General features: G+C 70.4%; 16 protein-coding genes. 7 read left to right on the top strand and 9 right to left on the bottom strand.

Going from position 1 to position 19,352, the window contains the following annotated elements; translation table 11 throughout:
• Positions 1–43: 43 nt before the first annotated feature.
• Genes ACFQ7Q_RS19480 through ACFQ7Q_RS19465 form a run of 4 tightly spaced genes read right to left on the bottom strand, consistent with a single transcriptional unit; the run spans position 44 to position 4,649 of the window.
• Entirely contained in the window at positions 44–1,420 is a 1,377-nt protein-coding gene (locus ACFQ7Q_RS19480; protein ID WP_383556576.1) for a GH1 family beta-glucosidase, read from the bottom strand.
• Between the two features lie 37 nt (positions 1,421–1,457).
• On the bottom strand, positions 1,458–2,297 hold the full coding sequence (locus tag ACFQ7Q_RS19475; RefSeq protein ID WP_383556582.1) for a carbohydrate ABC transporter permease: 840 nt from the start codon (positions 2,295–2,297) through the stop codon (positions 1,458–1,460).
• Positions 2,298–2,328: 31 nt separating this feature from the next.
• Positions 2,329–3,321 carry a carbohydrate ABC transporter permease gene (locus ACFQ7Q_RS19470; protein WP_383556573.1) on the bottom strand — a complete coding sequence of 331 codons (993 nt, stop codon included), beginning with the start codon at positions 3,319–3,321 and terminating at the stop codon, positions 2,329–2,331.
• Positions 3,322–3,335: 14 nt separating this feature from the next.
• On the bottom strand, positions 3,336–4,649 hold the full coding sequence (locus tag ACFQ7Q_RS19465) for an ABC transporter substrate-binding protein (RefSeq protein ID WP_383556571.1): 1,314 nt from the start codon (positions 4,647–4,649) through the stop codon (positions 3,336–3,338).
• A 186-nt stretch (positions 4,650–4,835) separates the two neighbouring features.
• Here ACFQ7Q_RS19465 and ACFQ7Q_RS19460 point away from each other — a divergent pair, with 186 nt between their 5' ends.
• Positions 4,836–6,158 (top strand): ROK family protein, encoded by a 1,323-nt coding sequence (locus ACFQ7Q_RS19460; protein ID WP_383556568.1) that lies wholly within the window; start codon positions 4,836–4,838, stop codon positions 6,156–6,158.
• Positions 6,159–6,303: 145 nt separating this feature from the next.
• On the opposite strand, the gene ACFQ7Q_RS19455 is transcribed toward ACFQ7Q_RS19460, so the two are convergent.
• From ACFQ7Q_RS19455 to ACFQ7Q_RS19445, 3 genes are all read right to left on the bottom strand, one after another.
• Positions 6,304–7,308 (bottom strand): HEAT repeat domain-containing protein, encoded by a 1,005-nt coding sequence (locus tag ACFQ7Q_RS19455; protein WP_383556564.1) that lies wholly within the window; start codon positions 7,306–7,308, stop codon positions 6,304–6,306.
• 3 nt (positions 7,309–7,311) lie between these two features.
• Positions 7,312–7,983 (bottom strand): HEAT repeat domain-containing protein, encoded by a 672-nt coding sequence (locus ACFQ7Q_RS19450; RefSeq protein ID WP_383556562.1) that lies wholly within the window; start codon positions 7,981–7,983, stop codon positions 7,312–7,314.
• A 122-nt stretch (positions 7,984–8,105) separates the two neighbouring features.
• Positions 8,106–9,053: an alpha/beta fold hydrolase gene (locus tag ACFQ7Q_RS19445; protein ID WP_383556559.1), complete on the bottom strand. Its 948-nt coding sequence runs from the start codon at positions 9,051–9,053 to the stop codon at positions 8,106–8,108.
• Between the two features lie 360 nt (positions 9,054–9,413).
• On the opposite strand from ACFQ7Q_RS19445, the gene ACFQ7Q_RS19440 reads away from it, so the two are divergent.
• The 3 genes from ACFQ7Q_RS19440 (at position 9,414) to ACFQ7Q_RS19430 (ending at position 11,295) form a co-directional block, all read left to right on the top strand.
• A complete protein-coding gene (locus ACFQ7Q_RS19440) occupies positions 9,414–9,848 on the top strand; it encodes a type II toxin-antitoxin system Phd/YefM family antitoxin (protein ID WP_383556556.1) in 435 nt (144 codons plus the stop codon).
• 107 nt (positions 9,849–9,955) lie between these two features.
• Entirely contained in the window at positions 9,956–10,852 is an 897-nt protein-coding gene (locus tag ACFQ7Q_RS19435) for an RNA polymerase sigma-70 factor (RefSeq protein ID WP_383556553.1), read from the top strand.
• A 38-nt stretch (positions 10,853–10,890) separates the two neighbouring features.
• Entirely contained in the window at positions 10,891–11,295 is a 405-nt protein-coding gene (locus tag ACFQ7Q_RS19430; RefSeq protein WP_383556550.1) for a hypothetical protein, read from the top strand.
• Positions 11,296–11,357: 62 nt separating this feature from the next.
• Here the strand turns inward: ACFQ7Q_RS19430 and ACFQ7Q_RS19425 are convergent, their stop codons facing one another.
• Together ACFQ7Q_RS19425 and ACFQ7Q_RS19420 are read right to left on the bottom strand one after the other, a co-directional pair.
• Entirely contained in the window at positions 11,358–12,590 is a 1,233-nt protein-coding gene (locus tag ACFQ7Q_RS19425; RefSeq protein WP_383556547.1) for a serine hydrolase domain-containing protein, read from the bottom strand.
• 271 nt (positions 12,591–12,861) lie between these two features.
• Positions 12,862–13,380 (bottom strand): GNAT family N-acetyltransferase, encoded by a 519-nt coding sequence (locus ACFQ7Q_RS19420; protein WP_383556544.1) that lies wholly within the window; start codon positions 13,378–13,380, stop codon positions 12,862–12,864.
• Between ACFQ7Q_RS19420 and ACFQ7Q_RS19415 the strand changes: the two genes are divergently transcribed.
• Genes ACFQ7Q_RS19415 through ACFQ7Q_RS19405 form a run of 3 tightly spaced genes read left to right on the top strand, consistent with a single transcriptional unit; the run spans position 13,379 to position 19,292 of the window.
• On the top strand, positions 13,379–13,969 hold the full coding sequence (locus tag ACFQ7Q_RS19415; RefSeq protein ID WP_383556542.1) for a helix-turn-helix domain-containing protein: 591 nt from the start codon (positions 13,379–13,381) through the stop codon (positions 13,967–13,969). The genes ACFQ7Q_RS19420 and ACFQ7Q_RS19415 overlap by 2 nt on opposite strands.
• Positions 13,969–15,267 carry an MFS transporter gene (locus ACFQ7Q_RS19410; RefSeq protein WP_383556540.1) on the top strand — a complete coding sequence of 433 codons (1,299 nt, stop codon included), beginning with the start codon at positions 13,969–13,971 and terminating at the stop codon, positions 15,265–15,267. Before ACFQ7Q_RS19415 ends, ACFQ7Q_RS19410 begins: the two co-directional genes overlap by 1 nt.
• Positions 15,225–19,292: a hypothetical protein gene (locus tag ACFQ7Q_RS19405; protein WP_383556538.1), complete on the top strand. Its 4,068-nt coding sequence runs from the start codon at positions 15,225–15,227 to the stop codon at positions 19,290–19,292. The genes ACFQ7Q_RS19410 and ACFQ7Q_RS19405 overlap by 43 nt, the downstream gene beginning before the upstream one ends.
• Positions 19,293–19,352 lie beyond the last annotated feature (60 nt).

Here is a 19,352-nt window from a genome sequence, read left to right as displayed (position 1 = left end):
CCGGTCGCATCCGGTGGGCGGGGCCCGTTCTCGTACACCTGGCTCAGCTGCCCGCGCCCGCCTCCCGGTGGGCCCGGATGATCTCCGCGTACCGGTGTCCGCTCGCCTTGATCGTGCGGGCCTGGGTCGCGTAGTCGACGTGGACGAGGCCGAAGCGCTTGTCGTAGCCGTAGGCCCACTCGAAGTTGTCCAGCAGGGACCAGGCGTAGTAGCCCGCCAGCGGGGCGCCCTTGCGGACCGCCCGGGCGCAGGCCGCGATGTGCCGCTCCAGATACCCGATCCGGTCGGGGTCGCGCACGGTGCCGTCGGGGCCCACGGTGTCGGGGAACGCGGAGCCGTTCTCGGTGACGTAGAGCCGACGCACCCCGTAGTCGTCGGTCAGTCGCAGCAGGAGCGCCTCGAGGCCCCCGGCGTCGATCTGCCAGTCCATGCCGGTGCGCGGTACGTCGGGCAGACGCACCTCCTTGGCGTACGGGACGGGACCCGCGGGGTCGTCCTCGACGGTCGCCGGGAAGTAGTAGTTGAGGCCGTGCCAGTCGAGGGGGGCGGCGATCGTCTCCAGGTCGCCTGAGCGCTCCGGCAGCTCGACCCCGTACAGCTCGCGCATGTCGGCCGGGAAGCCGCGCCCGTGGACGGGGTCGAGCCACCACCGGTTGGTGTGGCCGTCCATGCGGACGGCCGCCGCGATGTCCTCGGGGCGTGTCGAGGCGGCCTCGACCGTGGAGTGGTTGGTGACGAGGCCGATCCGTGCGCCGGGGGCGGCCGCGCGCAGGGCCTGCGTGGCCAGACCGTGGCCCAGCAGGAGGTGGTAGGAGGCGCGGACGGCGGCCGTCAGATCGGTCAGACCCGGGGCCATCCGGCCCTCCAGGTGGCCGATCCACCCCGAGCAGAGCGGCTCGTTGAGGGTGGCCCAGTGGGTGACGCGGTCACCGAGCCGGGCGGCGACGGCGGAGGCGTAGGCCGCGAGGTGCTCGGCGGTGTCGCGCGAGGTCCAGCCGCCCCGGTCCTGGAGGACCTGGGGAAGGTCCCAGTGGTAGAGGGTCACCGACGGGGCGATCCCGGCGGCGAGCAGCCCGTCGACGAGCCGGTCGTAGAAGTCGAGGCCGGCGGTGTTGACCGGTCCGTCGCCGCCGGGGACGACACGTGGCCAGGCGACCGACAGACGGTACGCGTCGGTGCCGAGCCGCTTCATGAGCGCGATGTCCTCGGGCCACCGGTGGTAGTGGTCGCACGCCATGTCGCCGTGGTCGTCGTTGTCGACCTTGCCGGGGGTGTGGGAGAACGTGTCCCAGATGGAGGGTGACCTGCCGTCCTCCGCGACGGCCCCCTCGATCTGGTAGGCCGATGTGGCCGTGCCCCAGACGAAGTCCCGGGGGAGTGCGGCGAGGTCGCTGGACAGGGAGTCGGACGCTTCGGACACGGAGATCCTCTCAGAACGTGCTGGTGGAAGAGGGGGACTACTTGACCGCTCCGGCGGTGAGTCCGGTGACGAGATATCGCTGGAGGAGGAGGAAGCCGGCCACCACGGGCACGCTCACGACGAGGGAGGCGGCCATGACCTGGTTCCAGTACACGTCGTTCTGGGTCGAGTAGCCCTGGAGGCCCACAGCCAGCGTGCGGGTGGCGTCGTTGGTCATCACCGAGGCGAAGAGGACCTCGGCCCACGCGGTCATGAAGGCGTACACGGCGACGGCGACGATGCCGGGGATCGCCGCGGGCACGATCACCCGGAAGAGCGCGCCGAGCGGCCCGCAGCCGTCGACCTTGGCGGCCTCGTCCAGATCGCGGGGCACCGATTCGAAGTACCCGATGAGCATCCAGATCGAGAACGGCAGGGAGAAGGTGAGGTACGTGAGGATGAGGCCGCCGCGTGAGCCGAACAGCGCGATGCCGGTGGCGTTGCCGATGTTGACGTAGATGAGGAACAACGGCAGCAGGAAGAGGATGCCGGGGAACATCTGGGTCGACAGCACCGTGACCGTGAAGACCCGCTTGCCGCGGAAGGAGTACCGGCTCACCGCGTAGGCCGCGAAGACGGCGATGACGACCGAGCAGACGGTCGCCGAACCGGCCACGATCAGGGAGTTCATGAAGTAGTCCGCGAGCGGGACCGTCTCCCAGATGTCGAAGTACGGGCGGATCGTGAGCCGCGAGGGGATCCACTGGAACTCGCCCGAGACGTCCTGCAGCGGCTTCAGGGAGCTGGAGACCATGACGTACACCGGAAGCAGGACGAATCCGGTGAGGAGGGTCAGGAAGATCCGCCGACTCCACAGGAAGGACCGTGGCGGGGCCATGGGGGAGCGGGTCGGACGGCGCTCGGTGTTCTCAGACATCGCCCGTCTTCCTTCCTCGGGAGGTGGCCAGGAGGTAGACGCCCGTCACGACGAGCAGGAACAGCAGCAGCAGGACGGACATGGCCGCGCCCGTGCCGAAGTTCCAGGTCTGGAACGACGACTGGTAGATGTGGATCGAGATCAGGTCGGCCGCCTCGGGGGCCGACTTGCCGAACAGCACGAACGGCGTGTTGAAGTCGTTGAACGTCCACAGGAACAGCACCAGGACGAGCACCTGGTTGACCGGGCGCAGCGAGGGCAGCGTGATCCGGCGGATCTGCTGCCAGACCCCCGCGCCGTCCAGGGCGGCGGCCTCGTAGATCTCCCGGGGGATGTTCTGCAGGCCGGCCATCATGATGAGGAAGGCGAAGGGCCAGCCCTTCCAGACCGACACGACGAGCAGCGTGATGAAGCTGTTCTCGCCGATCAGCCAGAACGGCGGGCTGTCGGTGAGCCCGAGCTGGTCGTGCAGCACGTGGTTCACCAGACCGTTGTCCCGCTGGAACATGAACGCCCAGGTGATGACGGCGGCGTAGACCGGCAGGGCGTACGGGACGAGGAAGATCGTCCGCAGGATGCCCCGGCCGCGGAACGTCTCCTGGAGGAAGATCGCGGCGGCGGTGCCCAGCAGCCAGCACAGTCCGACGGAGAGCAGTGTGAACAGGCAGGTGGTGAGGAAGGAGCTCAGCAGCGCCCGGCCCACCGGGGCGTCGAAGTCGACGGCGAGGGCGTAGTTGTCGAGGCCGGCCCACGGCGCCGTCCCCCAGTCCCGGATGTAGAACTGGGTGAGCTCCTTGAAGCTCATGACGGTGCCGATGACCATCGGCACCAGATGGACCAGGAGCTCCAGGACGAGCGCGGGGAGCAGCAGCAGGTACGGCAGCGAGATGCGGCGGAGCCGCCCGGGAGGGCGCGGGGCGCGCGCCTTCCCGGGGTCGGGCTTCGAAGCGGTCCGTCCCGCCGGTTCGATGGCGGTGGTCGTCATGTGGGTGTCCGTGCTCACTTCTTGGGCATCTGCTGCTGGGCCTTCTCGAGCTTGGCCCGCACCGACTCGGTGGTCACCTCACGGCCGGCGGCGGCCTCGGCGAAGAGCTCCTTGACGGCGGTGCCGACGACCGTCTCGAACTGCGACTCCTCCGGGACCTGGGGGAGCGCGGTGGCACTGTTTGCGAGCGTGTCGCGCAGGACGGCGAGGGCTGGGGTGTTGAACGCCGGGTCCTGCTGGGCCGAGGAGACCGACGGTATCGATCCGTAGGCCTTGTTGAGGATCTTCTGCTCCTCGTCACCGGTCATGAACTTCACGAACTTCATGGCGCCGTCGATGTTCTTGGTGTTCTTGAAGACGGCCATGTTGATGCCGGCGACCATGGAGTTGGTGGCCTTGCCCTGCCCCGGCGCGCCGGACTGCACGGGAGCGGGCGCGACACCCCACTCGTCCTCCTTCATGCCCTGTGAGGCGAAGGTGGCGGACGCGGTCTGCCAGAGCACCATGGCGGTCTTGTCGTTGGAGAAGTCGCTGAGCGACTGGTTCTGCGCGTACTCGGCGTTGCCCGGGGCGACGATCTTGTGCTCGGCCATCAGGTCGACGTACTGCTTGACCGCGGCCACGGCCCCGTCGGAGGTGAAGTCGGCCTTGCCGTCGGGGGTGAAGAAGTCCGCGCCGTGCTGCTTGCCGAGGACGAAGACCTGATGGATGTTGTTCGAGAGGTTGGAGCCCTCGACGCCGATCGCGGACTTGCCGTTCTTGCTGAGCTTCCTGCCGGTGGCGACCAGCTCGTCCCAGGTGGCCGGCGGCTTGGCGATGCCCGCGTCCGCGAACATCTTCTTGTTGTAGTAGAGGGCGTACGCCATGGAGTACAGCGGGACGGCGGCGGGGTCCTGGCCCTGGACACCGGTGGAGTCGAGGGCCGACGGCACGAAGCGGTCCTTGCCACCGATCTTCTCGAAGTTCTTCGCGTCCCAGGACAGCAGGGCGCCGCTCGACTGCAGGGAGGCGCTCCAGGTGTTGCCGATGTTGAGGACGTCGGGTCCCTGGCCGGAGGTGGTGGCGGTGAGGATGCGGTTGAGCAGGTCGGTCCAGGGGACGACCTCCAGCTTCACCTTGATGCCCGTCTGCTTCTCGAACTTGTCGAGCTCGGGCTGGAGGACCGACTTGTCGACCTCGATACCGGCGCCCTGGTTGGACGCCCAGTAGGTGAGCGTCCTGGGGTTCTCGTTGGACCCGGCACCGGAGGTGCCGCCGCCACAGGCGGCCGCCGAGAGGACGAGGGAGAGCGTGACGGCGCCGATGGCTGCGGCTCGGGTTCTGCGCATGACTCCAGGGGCCTTTCGTGGAGTGGCGGATCGCCCGCGAGGGGGGAACGGCGCATGGTCCCGCGTTCAGTTCCCGAACGACCTCAGGGCTTAATTTAGGATGTGAGTTAAACCTCAAGCGAAGGTCGCGTCAAGAGGCGTGACAGCGGTATGTTGCTTACCAGGACATGACGACGAGGGGGCAGGGTGACAGTGCGCAGCGGCCGTACAGTGCGTGACCTGCGGCGGGAGAACCGCACCGCGGTGTTGCAACGGTTGTATTTCGACGGGCCGTTGAGCCGCTTCTCGCTCGGGCCGGTGACCGGCCTGAGTTCGGGCTCCGTGAGCAACGTGGTGGCCGAACTGGTCACCGAGGGCCTGGTGGAGGAGGCGGGCAGCGTCGACTCCGCCGGCGGCCGCCCCCGCACGCTGCTGCGCATCAGCCCGCACAGCGGCTACATGATCGGGGTGGACGTCGGCGAGACTCGGGTGCGGATCGAGTTGTTCGATCTCGCCCTCACCGAACTCGCGCGTGTAGAACGGCCGTTGGAGACGCAGGGGGAGCGCCGCGTCGACCGCTATGACGTGGCGGTGGTCGTCGGTCATCTCCGAGAAGGCATCACGGAGGTCCTGGAGCGAGCCGGCATCGCGGCGGAGCGCCTGCTCGGCGTCGGGATCGGTGTGCCGGGCATCGTCGCCAGATCCGACGACGAGGGCGCCGTCGTGCACGGGCAGACCATCGGCTGGGACGCCGTGCCGCTGGAGCGGCTGCTGCGCGAGTCCCGGCTGCTTCCGGAGAGTGTCCCCTATTACATCGACAACGGCGCCAAGACGCTCGGCCAGGCGGAGATGTGGTTCGGAGCCGGGCGGGGCGCGCGCAACGCCGTCGTGGTCCTCTTCGGCTCCGGCGTCGGCGCATGCGTGGTCGCCGACGACATGAAGCCCGGCCGAGCCGTGGAGTGGGGCCATCTGACCGTACGGGTGAGGGGCCGCCGCTGCCGCTGCGGAGCCCAGGGCTGTCTGGAGGCGTACGCGGGGGCAGAGGCGCTGCTCCAGCGCTGGGCCGAGGCGGGCGGCCGCCCGCCCGCGGACGCGGACGAGGAGACCGCGCTGACCGCGATGCTCGCCGCGGCCTACCCGGCCCCCGGAGCCGACGGCGACGTACCGGAGGCCGACACCACCGCGCTGGCGGTCCTGGAGGAGACCGCCGAGTACCTCGGCGCAGGCTTCTCCGACCTCATCAACCTCTTCCAGCCCGAGCGCATCCTCGTCGGCGGCTGGGCCGGCCTCCAACTCGGCGCCCGCTTCCTGGACTCCGTACGGGCCTACGCCACCTCCTACGCCCTGTCGTACCCGGCCGCGCACGTCCGCATCGACCTGGGCACCCTCGGCCCGGACGCCGTCACCGTCGGCGCGGCGATCCTGCCGCTGGCCGACTTCTTCGGCCGCGGCGGCCGCCCCACGGAGACGAACCCGGAGGAGCAGCCCCCGGCCTGGCAGACGACCCTCCGGGAACGGGCGGCCCAGTAGGGGCGGGGGCGGCGCGGCTTGCCGACGGGGGGATCCGTCACGTGTGAGCAGGCCGCGCAGGCTGTCCGGCGCGAGGCGGACGGGGCGGAGGCGGCCTCCGCCACGACGTCCGGTCGGGCAGCCCGTCCGGCACCGGACGGATCCGCTATCGGGTCTCGCGCAGCGTGAGAATGTACGCCGCGGTGAGCGCGACGGCACGGTCTTCGTCCTGCGAGAGATCTGCCAGGGCCCGTGACGCCGTGACTCCCGGGATGTCCGCGAGCGCTTGCGTCAGCCGTCGACGCGCGGACGGCTCGACGGTGTCGCGGGCAAGGCAGTCGACGAGCCCGGTGGCGATCCGATCGGCCGACGCGGGATCACTCGACAGCGTGCTGAGCGCATCCGCCGCATCGACGTCATGCGACTCCTCCATGACCATGTCGATCAGCGTCGGGACCGCGTCGGCCACCCCGCGCGCCCCGAGCGCCAGTGCCGCACACCGGCGGACCACGATGTCGGAGTGGGTGAGGGCGTCCCGAAGCAGCGCGGTCGCCTCGCCGTCGGGAATCTCGGCGATGGACTGGACGGCACGCTTGCGCACCTCGGCCACCGGCGAGCCGAGGCCCTCCGCCAGCAGAACCGATCCGCCGTCGCCCGCTTGCGCCAACGCCCATCGGAGGGCTCCGGCGACATTCGGGTCCGTCTCGCTCAGCACCGCCTCGACCAGGGCTTCCACCGGCATCGCAACCCCGTCGACCGAGGACAGGGCCGCGCGCTGACGCTTCCCGGCGCTCTCCGACCCCAAGGCGTGGAGGAGCGCGACGATCTGGAGGACGTCCTCCCAGCCGGCGGGTTCCGCGGCACCGATCCGACGGAGTCGCGTGAGCAGCGCCGTCTCACCGGCGATGCGTTCACGCGTCTGGCGGATGAGGTCGTCGACGAGCTCCGAGGGCTCGAAGCCCGGATCATCCAGTGCGGAGCCGACATCACGCAGCGACATCCCCAAGGACCGCAGGCTCTCGATGTGGAAGATGCGCCGGATGTCCTCGCTGGAGTACTCGCGATAGCCGGCGTCGGTACGACCCGTCGGCCGCACCAGCCCGAGCGACTCGTAATGCCTGAGCATGCGGGCGCTGACCCCGGACCGTCGTGCCACATCACCGATCAACACGGCCTACTGCCCCTCCTGGCCTCTCCCGCCGAGCGCTACGACACGCTTGGCCTCCTCGATCGCGAACTCGAATCCGGCGTCCGGGTCGCGCGACAGCCGTTCCGTGGCGATCGCATGCAGACGCACGCGTGGGTCGAGATCCGTCGTCGCGGCGCGCAGCACCGGCAGGACGACCTCACCGAGCGCGATCAGAGCCCGGCTGAGGCTCAGCTGCGTCTCACGCTCGCCGCGCCCGAGCTGTGTCGCCAGCACCTCGGCCAACTCGGGCTCCTCACCTTCGGGTACGAGTACGGCCGCCGCCCGCCAAGCGCTTCGCGCCACCTCGTCGTCGGCGTCGGACAACAGGGCCCGCGTGATCGCCGGCCACGCCTGCCGATCCCCGATCTTGGACAGTGTGTGCAACGCCTGGCTTCGCGCCTGCGCCCGCTCCGAGCGAAGCTCGGCGAGCAGCAGGGGAACCGTCACCGATGAGGAGTGGCGGGTGAGCGCCCACGTGAGCATCTCGCGTACGTAGAACTCGGGCTCGATCGCGCAGCGCTCGACGAGCTTGTCGACGGACCTCGGGTCGGGGCTCGTACCGACCTCGAGCGCTGCTCTCAGTCGCACCGACGAGCGGCTGTCCTCCAGCCCCTGAACCGCCCGAGCCGTAACCGTGTCCTGTTGTGCCATGGTCATCCGGACCACCTCCTCCGCCCCAGTGAAGACCTTGTCACCGTGTCAAGGTCAAGGAGCCGCCGCGTCACGGGACCATCGGGCGTCCTCCGCGTACGAAGTCCGGTGCTCGTCACCTCACGGGATCACACCGCGACCACGGGCGAGATGCGCTCGACGGCACGGAGATAGTCACGGCCGTCCAGCGGTTCGTCCATGAGGAACCGCATGCCCAGGTCCACGAGTTCGACCGGTCGCTCCACGGGCAGCATGTGGTCGGCGTCGGACACCACCGCGAGGTGGCTGTCGGCGCAGGTGGCGGCGAGGTCCCGGCACCGGTCGGGCGTGGTGAAGCTGTCGTGTTCGCCGGACGCGACCAACACGGGCATGGTCGGTGGCCGGTGCACGTCGAGCCCCTCGTGCCGGAGCAGGCGCTCCGTGTTCGCGATGAACTGCTCCCTGTCGTGGGGGGTCAGGTTCTGCAGCCTCCGGAGGAGGAAGCGCCGGACCCGCGTCCCCGCCACCACGGAGTCGACCGTGTCGAGGTTCATGAGCATGCCGAGCGTCACATCGGCGAACTCCTCGATCCGCTCGGCCTTGAGCAGCTCGACACTCCGACGGATCGACCCTTGAGCCTGGTCCGGGATGTGCGTCATGGTGCCGATCAGCACCAACTTCGCCACGAGACCGGGACGCTTCTGCGCGAGCCGGTAGGCGACGGCACTGCCGTAGGACCCACCGAGGAGATTCACCGAGGTCAGTCCGAGGTCATCGAGCATGTGGCCCAGGGCATCCGCAAGGAAATCGGATCCATAGTGCTCGGGAAGCACGGGACTGGCTCCCCAGCCGGGCAGGTCGACGGTGAGCACATCGGCGAACTCCAAAAGCTCGCGTTCCAGACGTCCCCAACTCTCCTTCGTCTGGAAGGCGCCGCCCACCAGGACCAGCGTCGCGATGCGCGCCGAACGGCCGCGGACGAACCGCGACTCGCATCGGAAGCCGCCCCATTGATGGCGGGCAACGGTCACCTCACCCGGACCCTCGGTCCGGCCGGCGACCCGTACCTCCATCGTGGAACCTGTCCCCAAAGTCATGAAACCCGCCCAAACTTAATGAACTTACGAAGGCATGTGAGATCCGGCATCAGAACTGCCAACGAGCGCCGAGAGTTGTGTGCGGAGAAGCGATCGACGCCTATTGGTGTATAAAACGACGAACATTCAAAGAATTCGCACATTCGCCACTCATCCACCTATTACGGATGGATTGCCGATCTTACCGCCCGCGCCGCGGCCGACTCGCCGCCGTCACCCCGGTATGGCGTCCGGCCCTCGAAGACCTCGCTCGATCCCGAAGGAGATGCCTGCGCGCGGGCCGCCCGGGAGCGTCGTCTTCCGTGGCCGGCGGGCCCGATCAAGATCCCGTCGAGCGGGGAGGCCGGTAGCGTCGAGCCCGTGGATGACGTTGAACCGACAGACGTATCAGAGGACTTCGCGCGCCTGGTCGCCCTGGTCGAGGAGACCGGCGAGCGCGTGAGCGTGACCGAGGGTGGCGAGCCCGCGTGGGTGCTCCTCCCGGCGGCCGAGCTGGCCGGGTTGGAGCACTGGGCACAGCGGGCGTACGGCGCCCTGCCGCTGCCTCCGGATCGGGCGCATGAGCTCCCGCCGGGCCCCGAGGAGCAGGGCCCGTACGTTCGGTACACGCACGCCGACGGGGTGCGTATGACGTTCACAAGGGGCCGGGTGGTCGTAGCCGAGCTGCGTTCCACGAGGGACCTCGCCTGGCTGGAGGAGTGGGCCCGCAACGGGCGCCAGGGGTACATGGACCCGAAGCAGGCGGAGGCGTTCGCGGAGTTCCTCGCCCGGCAGCCCCCGGTCGGGGAGCGGTGAGGCAGGGGTGCCCCGCCGGGCTCACGCGCGAAAAGTGACCTGCCTCACATGCTGTCACAGCCGCTGTTCACGCGGTGTCTTGAGGCCGAACGAAGGAGAGACGAGACATGACCGACCCCGCCACCGACCTGGCGACCGAGACGTTCATCGCGCACCGCAACCTGCTGTTCACCGTCGCCTACGAGATGCTCGGATCGGCGGCCGACGCCGAGGATGTCCTCCAGGAGACCTGGCTGCGGTGGGTCAAGGCAGACCTGGAGCTCGTACGCGACCAGCGTGCGTACCTGGTCCGGATCACGACCCGGCAGGCGCTCAACCGGCTGCGCACCATGCAGAGACGAAGAGAGGCCTACGTCGGCCAGTGGCTGCCCGAGCCACTGCTCACCGCGCCGGACGTGGCCGAGGACATCGAACTCGCCGAGAGCATGTCGATGGCGATGCTGCTCGTCCTGGAGACGCTCTCGCCGACCGAGCGGGCGGTGTTCGTGCTGCGCGAGGTCTTCGACGTCGGCTACGACGAGATCGCCGAGGCCGTCGACAAGACACCCGCCGCCGTCCGTCAGATCGCCCACCGCGCCCGCAAGCACGTCGACGCCCGTCGCCCCCGCGCGACGGCCTCCGCAAGCGTGACCCGGGCGGCCGTGGAGTCGTTCCGGCGCGCGATCGAGAGCGGGAACCCGCAGGAGCTCCTCGACGTACTCGCCCCCGAGATCGTCCTGTTGAGCGACGGAGGCGGCGTCAAGCGGGCCGCTCTCAGGCCCATCGTCGGCGCCGACAAGGTGGTCCGCTTCTACTTGGGCGGCTCCGCCAAGGCCGGAGTCGCGATCGCCTGCGAGCACACCGTGCTCAACGGCAGCCCCGCGCTCGCCGTTCACCTGGACGGCGAACTCGACGGTGTCATGGCCCTCCATGTAGAGGACACCCGCATCACGGGCCTCTACTACGTCCGTAACCCCGAGAAGCTGACCCGCCTCGAATCCGCGACCCCGCTCACCCTGCGATGAGCGGGCTGCCGGCACACCCCCGACGAGAGGACCCCATCATGGCCGGACAGGCGATGACCAAGCCGCGTGGCGTCACCTTCCTGAAGGTCGCGATCGGCCTGCAGACGCTGACCCTCTTCTTCCAGGCGGCCACCGCCGGAATGCTGCTGACCTCCTCCCACGGTGCGCTGCTGCACGACGTCGGATCGCGCGTGATGTACGGCGCGTCCATGCTGTACGTTCTCGCCGCGATCCTCGCGTGGCGGCCGGGCGGCGGTGGGCCCCGCCCCATCCTGTACGCGACCGGCTTCCTCGCCCTCGCCTCGGTACAGGTCGTACTGGGCATCGCGCACATGCCCTCGCTCCATGTCCCGCTGGGCGTGCTGATGTTCGGCCTCAGCACCTTGGCGCTGGGCCGGGTCCTGACCACTCACCTGTGGGGCCGCCCCGGCGTGGCGTCGTAGCCGCGGCGTCGCCCTGGCCGACGGCGGCCAGGGCGGTCGTCCGGCTCGGTACGGCACGCGGCTCAGCCGAAGTCGGGAATCGGGTGATCCGGAGCCAGGGCCGTGGCGATCCGTTGGGCGATCAGGTGGGCGCTGTGGCCTTCCGGGGCGGTGGGGCCGTTCGTGGTCGAGACCGCGATCGCCAGGCGCTCGGACGGAAGGTAGGCCTGGGAGGCGCCGTAGCCGAAGAACAGCGGGTGCTGAGCCACCCAGTCGCCCAGGACGAGCAGGCCCAGACCGTAGTGGGTGGCTTCGGTGTTGGCGAGGCAGACCGTCGCGGGACACGTCTTGGTCGGCCGGCCCAGGCCCACCGTCCCCGGATTCAGCAGCTCCTCGTAGGCGGACGGGGAGAGCAGCTCGCCGGAGCCGATGCCGACCGCCGACCGGGCCAGGTCGCAGATGTCGGTGGTCTGCACGGCACCGGGGGCCGTGGTCCACGAGGGATTCCAGAAGGTGGACTCCTCGTACGTCCCGCGGTCGGCGGTGAAGGCGTGGAGGACGGGTGCCGGGATGTCGGGAGTGAAGCCGTTCCGGGTCTCGCGCAGCCCGAGCGGACCCATGACCTGCCGTTGGAGCAGGACGTCCAGCCGGGTCCCGGTGATCTTCTCCAGGGCGGCGCCGAGGAGTACGAAGTTGGCGTGCGAGTAGCTCCAGTTGGTACCGGGCTCGTACCACCGCGGCTTGCCGGTGGAGACGGCCACCAGCTCCTTGGCCGTCCACTGGCGGAACGGGTCCGCGTAGACGGTGGGCCCGAACTCGGGCGTGGTGACGTAGTCGACGAGACCGGTGGTGGAGGCCGCGAGCATACGCAGGGTGATCCTGTCGGCGTCGCGAAGGTCGGGCAGCCAGCGTTCGACGGTGTCGTCCAGGTCGACCCTGCCCTGGTCGACCAGTCGCAGGAGCGCCGTACCCATGTAGCTGATCGCCACATTGCCGTTCCGGAAGTGCATGGCGGGGTCGGCCGGGACCCCTGTCATCGACTCGCCGAGCGCCGCTGTGATGAGCTCGCGACCGTCGACGGTGACCCGCAGGAGAACGGACTTGAGGTGCATCTCCGTCTTGGCCCGCTCGGCGATCCGTCGGACTTCGAGTGCCGGGCCGCCCGCGGGCGGCCGAGAACTGACACAGGGTCGGCGGTGGCCGCCGTCGCCGGCCGCACCGCTGGCGTTCGGGACGGGGGCCGTGAGGCCGGCGAGGGCGATGAGAGCGGTGACCGCGGCAAGGCGCGGCAGTGACGTCGAGCGGGCGGGTCTCATGCCGGGAGTATCGGCGGGGAGTGCCCGGACGCAGGCCCGTAGGCCGTCGAACCGCACGAAACATCACCCGTCGGGCCTGAGCGGTCCGGTCGGCGCAGCCGGTCGACGACGGCGGGGGCGGGCTGTCGCGGATGACGGATTGCTCGGTGGCGTCGAGCGAACTCGGCGCGCCCAGCCGTGCACTGGAGCAGGCCCGGGGCGGGGCTCGCGGCCGCAGGACCCGCCGGCTCGGGCCGTGGCCACTCGATGTGGTCGCCCGGATCGCGGCGGTTCAGGTCAAGGGAAGCCGCATGATCGTGAGATCGAGCCATCGACCGAACTTGGTGCCGACCTCGGGCACGGTACAGACGTGGTGGAACCCGAACCGTTCGTGCAGCCGGATGGACGCGGTGTTCTCGGACTCGATGTCGGCGATCACCACGTGGTGGCCTGCCGCGCGCGCCGAGCCGATGAGGGCGCCCAGCAGCGCGGTGCCGACGCCGAGTCCGTGCCGCCCTTCGCGGACGTAGACCGAGTCCTCCACCGTGTGGCGGAAGCCGTCGAGATCCCGCCACGGTGCATAGACCGCGAACCCCGCCACCTCGCCCTCCACCTCGGCCGTGAACGCAGATCCGCGCTCCATGTGGGCGTGGAGCCAGGAGGCCGCCTCGGCGGGGGACTGCGGAGTGTGGGTCCACAGGGCCGTCGAATGTTCGATCGCGTGGTTGCGTATCGCCCGGATGGCCTCCGTATCGCCGGAGCGAGCCGGGCGTACCGTCACGACCCCGGTTCTCTCGTATATTGGATTCATGTCCAACATAGTAGACCCACTGGTGGGGCAGATCGCGGACCGCGTCCGCACCGAACGGGAACGCCGCCGGTGGACCCTGGCCCAGCTCGCGGAGGCCTCCGGGGTCTCCCAGGCGATGATCAGCAGGATCGAGCGCGGCGAGAGCAGTCCCACCGCCGTCGTCCTGGGCAAGCTGTCCGCCGCCTTCCAGCTCAGCGTCTCCTCCTTGCTCGCCCTCGCCGAGGGGACACAGGACGACACGGGCGAACCCGCCGGAGTGCGCCGACGGGACGAGGCCGCCGAGTGGCGCGACCCCGCCACCGGATACCGGCGCCGCCAGGTCACCAGCCCCCACTTCCCCGCGGAGATCGCCGAGATCCACCTGCCCCCCGGAGCTCACGTGCCCTACCCGGCCGCGGCCTTCGCCTTCGTACGACAGGTGGTCTGGGTCCTCGACGGCCACCTGACCTTCCACGACGGCGACTCGGTACACGAACTCGACGCGGGTGACACCATCGAACTCGGCGAGCCCACCCCCCGCGTCTTCGCCAACACCACCGACACCGAATGCCGCTACGCCGTCATCCTCACCCGCGGCGCACAGCCCTGATGCGCCCCCTTCCTCCGGGCGGCACGTTCCTCCTGGCCGCCATAGCCGGAACGGCGATCGCGAACAACTACGCCCTCCAGCCCGCGCTCACCACCGTCGCCGCCGACCTGGACGTCCCGCTCTCCGTGATCGGACTCGTGCCGACCGCCGCACTCGCCGGCTGCATGACCGGCTTCGCCCTGCTGCTCCCCCTCGCCGACCACCTCGCCCCCAACCGTCTCGTCGCCGTACAGCTCACCGCCCTCGCCGCCGCCCTCGCCCTCGCCGCGGCGGCACCCGGCGCGGCCGTGCTCCTGGCGGCGTACCTGGTCATCGGCGCCGCCGCGGGCGTCGCGGCCCAGGCCGGCAGCATCGCGGGCCGCCACGCCCCACCCGGGCGCAGCGGGAGGAGCGTCGCGACCGTGGCCGCCGGCATGTCGGCGGGCATCCTGCTCAGCCGCATGGTGGGCGGCACGCTCACCGACCTCCTCGGCTGGCGGCGGATGCTCCTCGTCTTCGCCGCCGTCGCCGTCCTCGGCGCGATCGCCGCCGCCGCGCGTCTGCCCCGGGAGCGCCCTCACTCCCTCCTCGGCTACCGCGCCACCCTCGCCTCGCTTCCCCCGCTCCTGCGCCACCACCCGCAGCTACGCGTCGCGGTGGCCACCGGCGGGCTCTGGTACTTCGCCTTCAACCTCACCTGGGTCGCCCTCGGCCTCGCGCTGGCTCAGCCGCCCCACTCCCTCGCCCCGGCCGCCATCGGTCTGTACAGCCTCGCCGGGCTCCTCGGCTTCGCCGTCCTGCCCCTCACCGGGCGCCTCGTCGACCGCTACGGCTCCCACGCCGTGATCACCACCGCCGTGCTGGCCGCAGCGGCCGGCACCGCCCTGCTGGCCACCGGCCTGAACACCCCGGCCGTCGTGGCGGCCGGACTCGCGCTCTTCGACGCAGGCTGCTTCGCCGCCCAGGCCGCGAACCAGAGCCGCGTCATCGCCCTCGATCCCCGACGCTCCGGCAGCCTCAGCAGCGTCTACCTCGTCCTCTACTTCACGATCGGCGCCATCGGCACCGGCCTCGCCGCCCCCGTGCTCGGCACCTTCGGCTGGCGTGGCACCGTTGCCACCGCCTTCGTCGCGCTGCTCCTCGCCGCCGGCCTCGGTCTGAAGGGGCGGGGGAGAGGAGCGGACGGAGGATCGGGAGCGCCTGAGGCGCGAGCGGCGATGTCAGTGACGCCCCGTAACGTGGTAGCCATCGATCAGCACCACGGGGAGACCGAGGCATGGGCACGCGTGTCGAAAAGAACGGCTACACCGCAGAACTGACGGACGATCTGGAGATCGTCTACCGCAATCCGCAGGGGCGCAGACTGAAGAACTTCCCGGGCCCCATCGCCGGCGCGCCAGGGCTCGATGCGCAGTTCGAGGCACGGAGGCACCTGAGGGAGCAGCGTGAGACGTGCCGCCTGCGGGCTCAAGAGTGGGCGCAGGCCGGGGCGAGCGTGCCGCGCGCACTGGCCGAGGCCGACCCGCTGTGGCAGGAGGCTTTGGAGACCGAGCAGGTCGACCTCGGTGACGAACTCGGGGACGGGGGCCTCTGGGCCCGTACGTACGTCGGCTTCGACGGTCTCACCCTGACGCAACTGCTTCCCGAGCAACTCATTCCGTACCGCGACCGCTTGATGCGCGAGGAGCACTGGGAGCCGGACAGCTGCTTCTCCACCGGCATACCGGACCTCTCCGACGGCGGGCTCCCCTTCCCCGAGCGGATCATCGCCGCCCACCCAGGCATCGAGGAGCTGGCGACCCGGAAGCTCATCAGCCTCCAGGGACGCACGTACCGATGGAGTCTCGTCTACAAGCCAGATGTCGACATTGAACTCCATGGGCTTGAGGAGTCGGCTCCCGCGCTGTTCATCACTCTTCTCGACGAGATGGCCGACCTGGCCCTGCGGTTGGGCGAGCAGGCGACGGCGGCCGCCTGGTTCGGGAGGGCCCGCACCGCCGAGCGCGTGCAGGCGCGCAAGGTCGACAAGGAGTGGCTGCTGGGCCGCTACCTCGCGTATGCCGACGGAGAGGCCCTCTCCGCCACGGTCCTGCGATCCTGGGCCCGCGAGCTTGCCGTCAAGGGCGTGGCGACCGAGGCGGACGTCGCCCGCTTCCGCCTGGTGGCGATCCGCCGGCTCCAGGCGTCGTCCGAGGTGTACCCGCAGCTTGCCGTCGACGTACGCAAGATCGCCAAGGCCGCCGGCCTGGACCCCGAGAGGGAACTGGCCACGCTGCTCGGCGAGATCATCGCGGCGGACGGAGTCTCGCTGCACGACGACAAGTTCTGGACCGACTGCCTCAAGGGCGCGGCCATGGACCTCCTGGGCGACAACGCCCCCGCGGCGATCGATCAGGTGCTGAAGCTGCGTCCGGGCCACTTCGGAGACGTCCCCACGCTGTGGCGCGAGCTGCTGGAGCGCACCGGCGCGCTGGCACGGCTCACCGGTGAGACCGAGGGCCTGCCCGCGGGTGAGGCCGCGGTCTGGTTCTCCGAGTGTGTCCGGAGGAACAGCCGCCACCACGGCCCCTGGCCCGTCATGTACGAGATCGCCGAGGTGATCGCTCCGCGACTGGCGGCCGACGGTGTCCCCGTGACGTTCCGTTACCGGAAGTTCGGCGACCGAGGCGACGCGAAGACGCCCCTCGACCTGATCGACCTCCTGCTGGAGCACGGCGCGCCCGTCGCGGACCCGCCGGAGCTCCTCGGCCCGTCGCAGTTGTACACCCTCCTGCTCGGTCGCAGGCCGAAGCTGGAGCATCTGCAGGCGGACGAGCGCTTCGCCCGTGAGCTGCGGGCGCGGGTGCGCGCCGATCTGGAGATGACCACCAAGGACCTGGCGTCCAACAGCTGGTACCAGCCGCACGAAACGAAGGGCTGGCAGCAGATCCCCGAGCTGTTCGACAACCCGATCGGACACGAGGAGATCCGTGCCTGGTGCGACCGCGAGCGGGCGAAGTTGCGCGCGGGGGTCGACTTCGAGGAGCTGGTCCTGCTGCTCGGCCGTTTCGTCCACGTGGGCGTGGCGGTGGATCTGCTCCTCAAGGACGCGAACGCCGCAGCGGAGTTCGCGGCGGTCGATGTCATGACGCTGTTGATGGCCGAGCTGCCCGACACGGTCTCGCGGGCGCAGGTGGAGGAGGCGCTGGGCAGGCTCCAGCCCTACGGCGTCGAGCGGGAGGGCGTCCGGGGTCCCAATCGCGGACCGATCATGGAAGCGCTGCCGCAACTGGGCGAACCGATGAACAGCCTGGCCGCACGCTCCGTGGTGATGGCCGTCAACTGCCGTGCCGGCCTTGAGCGGCTCGTCCGCCGCCTCACCCCCGACGGGGACGACGCCGAGCCGACCCCCGAGGCGGGGAGGGAAGCGCCCTACATCCAGGTGGCCCGTCAGATGGAGCGGTTCGCGGGGCGGGACACCGCCGTCTGGGACGGCGACCTCGCGCAGCCCAGCACCGGGTTCGACCTTTCACTCCGCCACGACGTGTTCCACCGGGCGCATGCCTTCGCCGCGCCGCTCGCCCTGTGCGCCGTCTCCTCCAGGCCGGGCGGCCGGGCGGGCCAGTCGCTGATGACGTACGCGACCCATCCCGTCGCCGCCGGTGAACCAGGTCGATGGCGGATCGTCCACTGCGAGGCGCCCGAGGACCGAACCGGCGCCTACGCCCCGACCCAGGGGCAGGTCTTCCGGACGGCCACGTCCGTGGCCGTCGTCGTGGTCAGCGGAGGGACCAGGCCCTACCGGATGCTGTGGGAGTACGCCCCCGACGGCTGCTTCGCCGAGGACGGCCCACTGGCAGCCGCAGGAGTGAAGCTCACGCGTGCGCATGTGCTCGAGCCGGTGCGCCCGGCCGACTGGTTCGCGCGCTTCGTCGCGCTGTATCGCGAGCACGGCCCGGCACCGGCCCGTCCCGAGCTCGCCGCGGCTCTCGCCGAGCGGCTGGGCCTCTCGCCGGTGGAGGCCACCGTGTTGCTGATGGCACACATCCCCTGCGCACCACACCAGTTGGAGGATGAGGACGACTACCTCTCCCATCACCCCTCCGCCGACCTGGAGGCATGGAAGATCCGGCGCAGCGAGGCGGACCAGGCTTCCGCCGCCCTGACGTCCGCGCTCGGCTCCCGGTTCTTCACGACGTTCTACGACAAGCTCCTCCCCGACGATCCCGAGCAGCTGTGGACCACGGGACCCGACGTGGACCGCGCCGTCGAGTGGTGGCTGCAGGAGCTGGGCAGCCCTCTGCCCGTCCCCGCCGGACTACTGCCCGTCGCGACCAAGGAGATGCTCCCGCCCAAGGGCGAGGCGGCCCTCACCCCCTCGGAGCACAGGGGCAAGCGCTGGTGGCCCCACCTGCGGCTTCCCGCTCTCCTGGGGCACCTCGCCTCCGGGGCGCACTGTCTCGACCACCACCAGGCGGGCCTGGTGGGCGGACCCCAGCCGCTCGCCCTGCCGAGGATCGCCGCCTGGACCGCCTACCGCACCCCGGCCGGCGATCCGCTGCGCTCCACGGTCGGTGCGGCGATCTCCAGGCTTCGTGAGGACCTGGCCTCGGCTCCCGGCCCGCTCACGCTCTTCTCGCTGCAGAGCAACTACCTGATGGGGGAGCCTCCTTCCACCGAGGCGATCACCGCTCATCCGGGGGTCACGGAGGTCGCCGACTCGACCTACGACATGCGTCATCTCCGTGTGGACCCCGCCGCGCTGCGGGGGCCGGACGATCCGCTGCTGGACACCCTGGACGCCTACCTCGACTCCGTACTGCCCTCCCAGTGGCTGCCCAGCCCCTCCGGGCTGCCCGCCCTCGCCGACCTGAGGCTGCTGCTGAGCGACGACTTCGCCGCGCTCGGGGAACACCTCGCCACCGACGGCGAGCGCACCCCTGGCTGGGAGCAGGACCCGACGCGCTCCGTACCGCACCTCGTCGAGGAGTGCGCCAAGGCCTTCGGTCTGAGCGGAGACGCCGCCGCGCTCTACCTGATGCTGCTCGCCCTGCCTGACCCGACGGACCGCAGCGTCAAGGCGTGGACCGGGTGGAAGCCCGCCCGTTTCAAGGAGGCCGAGGCCGAACTGGGCGCGTCGGGCCGCGTGCTGCGCGCCGTCAGGCCGCGAGCGGGCCGCTCCCTGTTCCTGCCGGGTGCCTGGCAGGAACGGAAGCCGCCGCGCCTCCCGATCGAGGTGTCGAAGCTCGGCCTGCTGCCGCTGGCCAGGGAACACCGGTCGACGTCACACATGGCCGCGGTGCCCTCCGCCCCACTGCCCACACTGTTCACACGGGCGTGGGAGATGCGCCGCCTCCAGGGGTGACCGAACGGGGCAGCGGCGCCCGGGAGCCGGACGCGGGGAACCCCGCCCGGCTCCGGGCGG

The sequence above is a fragment of the Streptomyces sp. NPDC056527 genome (assembly GCF_042794475.1).
GTDB lineage: Bacteria > Actinomycetota > Actinomycetes > Streptomycetales > Streptomycetaceae > Streptomyces.
This window is presented reverse-complemented; position numbering and strand designations above follow the sequence as displayed.